3 protein-coding genes are annotated in these 4066 nt (G+C 59.6%); all 3 read left to right on the top strand.

Going from position 1 to position 4066, the window contains the following annotated elements; translation table 11 throughout:
- Window positions 1-454, top strand: a 454-nt coding sequence (locus PO883_RS33885; RefSeq protein ID WP_289313710.1) for an IS6 family transposase, incomplete at its 5' end; no start/stop codon positions are given.
- Window positions 455-636: 182 nt separating this feature from the next.
- Entirely contained in the window at window positions 637-2049 is a 1413-nt protein-coding gene (locus tag PO883_RS33880; protein ID WP_289313709.1) for an IS66 family transposase, read from the top strand.
- Between the two features lie 524 nt (window positions 2050-2573).
- Complete coding sequence (locus PO883_RS33875) at window positions 2574-3857, top strand: hypothetical protein (RefSeq protein ID WP_289313708.1); 1284 nt, start codon at window positions 2574-2576, stop codon at window positions 3855-3857.
- Window positions 3858-4066 lie beyond the last annotated feature (209 nt).

The following is a 4066-nucleotide window of genomic DNA, read 5'->3' as shown; positions in this document are numbered from 1 at the left end:
CAAGGTAAAGGGTGTCTGGAAATACCTCTACCGCGCTGTCGACAAGCAGGGCAAGACCGTCGACTTTCTACTGACAGCGAAGCGTGATATGGCTGCAGCGAAGCGCTTTTTCGATAAGGCGATGGGGGCGAACGGCGTTCCCGACAAGATCGCGATGGGCAAGAGCGGTGCCAACAAGGCGGCGATCGACGAGGTCAACGCTGGTCGCGACGTCCCGATCGTGGTACGCCAAGTCAAATACCTCAACAACATCGTCGAGCAGGACCACCGCGCCATCAAGCGGGTGACCAAGCCCATGCTCAACTTCAAATCATTTCGCGCCGCCGGCTCCGTGCTCGCCGGCATCGAGCTCATGCACATGATCCGCAAGAACCAGTTCGCGATCGACGCCGTGGATATAGGGACGTTCGCCGACCAATTTTATGACTTGGCAGGTGTCAATTTCCGGCATTAAGGCGCCACCCATTTTCGGCGTAATGGCGCCACTTTAATCGATGATTTCAGGGGCTCAAACTGGGTTGCAAGGATGCTCGATTTCGAGCGTTTTGGCAACATCGTTTTCGAGTAACTGTTCAGCCTGAATGACCAGAGCAATCAGAAGTTGTAAACTCTTGGCAATTGCCGCATCATGTAGGCATGCCACCGAAACCACCTCGTGCCGACCTGACCGAGCTGTCCCATGCCGACAAGGACAGACTCATTGACGCCCTGTTTGCGCGCCTGGACGCGGTCGAAGCGAAGCTGGGCATGAACAGCGAAAATTCGAGCAAGCCGCCATCGTCCGACGGACTGGCAAAAAAGAATAGGACCAGCTCGCTGCGCGGCAAGTCCGACAAGACGGTTGGCGGCCAGCCCGGTCACAAAGGCAGCACGCTTAAGAGGGTAGCCGAGCCCACCGGAACGAAGGATTATCCACCGCCGTCGCAGTGCGACCGCTGCCATAGTGCGTTGGCCCTGGAGCAGGCACAAATCCTGGAGCGCCGTCAGATATTTGATGTGCCGGCGATGAGCTTCGAGGTGATCGAGCACCGTGTCTACACCGTGGTATGTGCCTGCGGACAGCGGCACGACAGTGTCTTTCCCGCCGCAGTCAGCGAAGTGGTGCAGTACGGCCCGAACATACGTGCGCTGGGTGTGCATCTGACCCAGGGACAGATGCTGCCGTATGCCCGCGCCGCCGAGCTGATCTTCGAGATGACGGGCTTGTCGGTGTCGCCCGCCACCCTGCTCGCCTGGGTCGCCGAAGCGCGCCTCGCTCTGCAGGGCACAGCCGATTTGATAGCGCGGCAATTGCACCACGCGCCGGTGCTGTGCGCCGACGAATCGGGCCTGCGCGTGGATGGCAAGCTGCACTGGATGCATGTGGCGGCCACTGCGCAATTGACTTGGTACGGCATGCACGCAAAGCGCGGCTTTGACGCCATCGCCGCGCATGGCATTCTTCCAAAACGCCTCGGTGTGCTGGTACATGATTGCTGGGGTCCTTACTGGAAACTCGACGATGGCCTGCATGCCTTGTGCAACGCGCATCTCCTTCGGGAACTGGTCTACGCGCAAGAGGTGACCGGCCAGGATTGGCCGGCTGCCATGACGGCGTTGCTGCTCAACGCCAAAACACTGAGCGCTGCGGCGCGGCAGCAAGGACACCCACTCGACGCCGGCGCCATCGCCGCCTTCACCACCGTCTACGACGATATCGTGCGTGAAGGCGAGGAACTGAACCCTCCCAAACTCAAGCCAGACGGAAAATCCGGTCGCTGTAAACTGTCCGACGCCCACAACTTGCTGCGCCGCTTCCGGCTGCACGCCGACGCCATCTTGCGTTTCATCGCCGATCCGACCGTCCCGTTCTCGAACAATATTGCGGAACGGGCCGTCCGCATGCCCAAGGTTAAACAGAAGGTATCGGGCTGCTTCCGCACTGTTGCCGGCGCCGACAATTTCTGCACCATCCGCTCCTGCCTTGACACGCTACGCAAACAAGGTCACAGCATGTTGGAAGTACTGCGCCGGGCATTGGCTGGCGATCCAATTGCGCCAGCCGCGTAGCGGCTGAACAGTTACGTTTTCGACACTAATCCCGTCTTCGGTCCGTATGGCCACCAGGAGCGCGGACCGGCACATTGTCTCGAAGCGCAGCGGCGCGTGGATGCAGCGTGCGCCGGGGAAGCCACCTGGCAGTGGACGGCCCGCAGTCGAGTACAATCGACAGCAGTCGGCCAGGAGCCGACACTCGCCGCATCGCCGAAGTCGTGCCAGTTGTTTGATGTTCGTATGACGACTCGGCAGTTTCGCTCTCACCGCTCGAGCCCACGCCGAACAAGACTGTAAGTGAATGGCCAAAGGCAGTCGGCAGAAGTCAGGCGACAAAAGCTTGCCAAGAATAAAGAAGTGAGCCGGCATGGACGCTGCACTTGCCTCCCTGATTGATTGACGCGCTGTCTCTGATGGCATCCTCCTGTCGATGTTTTTTCTGGCCGGCAGCGCACATACGGCGGGCCGAGATGGCACCCACCCGACTTGGCCCGCTGTTGGCCGGGTATTTTCAAACTGATGGATTCCCTGGGTCGATCATGACAGCCACTTCCAACCTCGCCCACTGTGTGTGTCACTTCATCATCGGCAGGACGGCACTAAGGCCTGGCTGGTTTCTTGCCCTTTGCTCGCTTTGGCTCGTCTACCTGCCTGCGGCAAGCGCTGTGGAGCTGAGCGGCCAGGTTGATGTGCGGGCACTGCGCGAAGTGGGAGAGCGCAGCTGGATTCGGGAAGGCATGGGAAAGACCCGCTACGGGGGGGGATCCCAGGTTCGTTTGGGCCAAGCGATCCTGGCAGCGGAACTGGAGCTTGGCGACGCGGTAACGGCTGTTGCTGTAATCAATGCGTATGAGGACAGGGACCGATTGCTCGATGTGCAGGAAGCCTGGCTTGGCTGGAGTCCCGTGCCAGTGAGCCCGTGGAAAGTCCGTGTCAAGGCAGGCTTGTTCTTCCCGCCGCTGAACCAGGAGCAAGATTACGATCAGCGCACGTGGCTTCCGACCCGAACCATTTCTGCCTCTGCCGTCAACAGCTGGGTTGGCGAAGAGCTGCGGTCAAAAGGAATCGAAGCCAATCTCGCTTATCGGGGACGCGCGTCTGGGTCACCTCATGATCTTGGCTTGACAGCGGCCGCCTTCAACGGTAACGATCCCGCCGGCACCTTGCTGGCGTGGCGCGGATGGGGCGTGGGTGACCGCATTACCGGCGTGAGCGAGTATATTCGACTGGCTGATCTTCCGGTCTACCGCCCGGACGGACCCATCAATCTGCAAACGCGTGATACTCATCTATTCCGCGAACTTGACGGACGCGCCGGCTACTATGTGGGTGTGAACTATTCGTACGCCGGGATAGTCGAGGTCTCCGCGATGCATTACGATAACCGCGGCGACCCTTTAATTGTCAAGGCGGGCCAATATAGCTGGGGGACCCGATTCAACCATGCTGGGATGCGCCTGCGGACCGGGCAGTGGGAGTGGATGTTCCAGTACCTCACCGGCGCTACCGCAATGGGCCCGCGCGCTGCAGCCCTCGACTTTCGTGCGTGGTACGCGCTGGCCAGCCGGCGCGTGGGCGCCGGCACGCTGACAGTGCGGCATGACCGATTCCGCGCCATCGAAGACGACGTGATCGCGACCGATCCGAATGGAGAGTGTGGCAGCGCGCTTGCGATAGCCTACAAACTGGACCTCAGTGACGCGCTCAGCGTTGTCAGCGAAGTGCTGTTGCTGCGGAGCGAACGCCCTGCTCGCGTATTGATCGGTGAGACTCCCGATCAAACGAGCCGCAGCATCACCACTTCGCTGCGTTGGCGGTTTTAACTGTTTTGGCCCGAGATTTCTAACGACGTGATGAGCATAATTTCATGGTTACCAAGGGCCGCTTTGGCGTTACCCGTCGTTCGGTGACGCGAAAACACTCTGCTGCCAGAGCTGTTTTCGCCTGTTACTCATTTACGTAGGAATCCTTACGGTCCCCCATCATAAAAACAAACGTCAATACGATCCTCGATGAAAGCTGGCGTATTTAT

The sequence above is a fragment of the Massilia sp. DJPM01 genome, from assembly GCF_030348125.1.
Classification (GTDB): Bacteria; Pseudomonadota; Gammaproteobacteria; order Burkholderiales; family Burkholderiaceae_D; genus Telluria_A; species Telluria_A frigida.
This window is presented reverse-complemented; position numbering and strand designations above follow the sequence as displayed.

Bases quoted from the DNA above. Each gene is read 5' to 3' on its own strand.
- PO883_RS33875 (WP_289313708.1), top strand. From the start codon at position 2,574: ATGACAGCCACTTCCAACCTCGCCCACTGTGTGTGTCACTTCATCATC.
- PO883_RS33880 (WP_289313709.1), top strand. From the start codon at position 637: ATGCCACCGAAACCACCTCGTGCCGACCTGACCGAGCTGTCCCATGCC.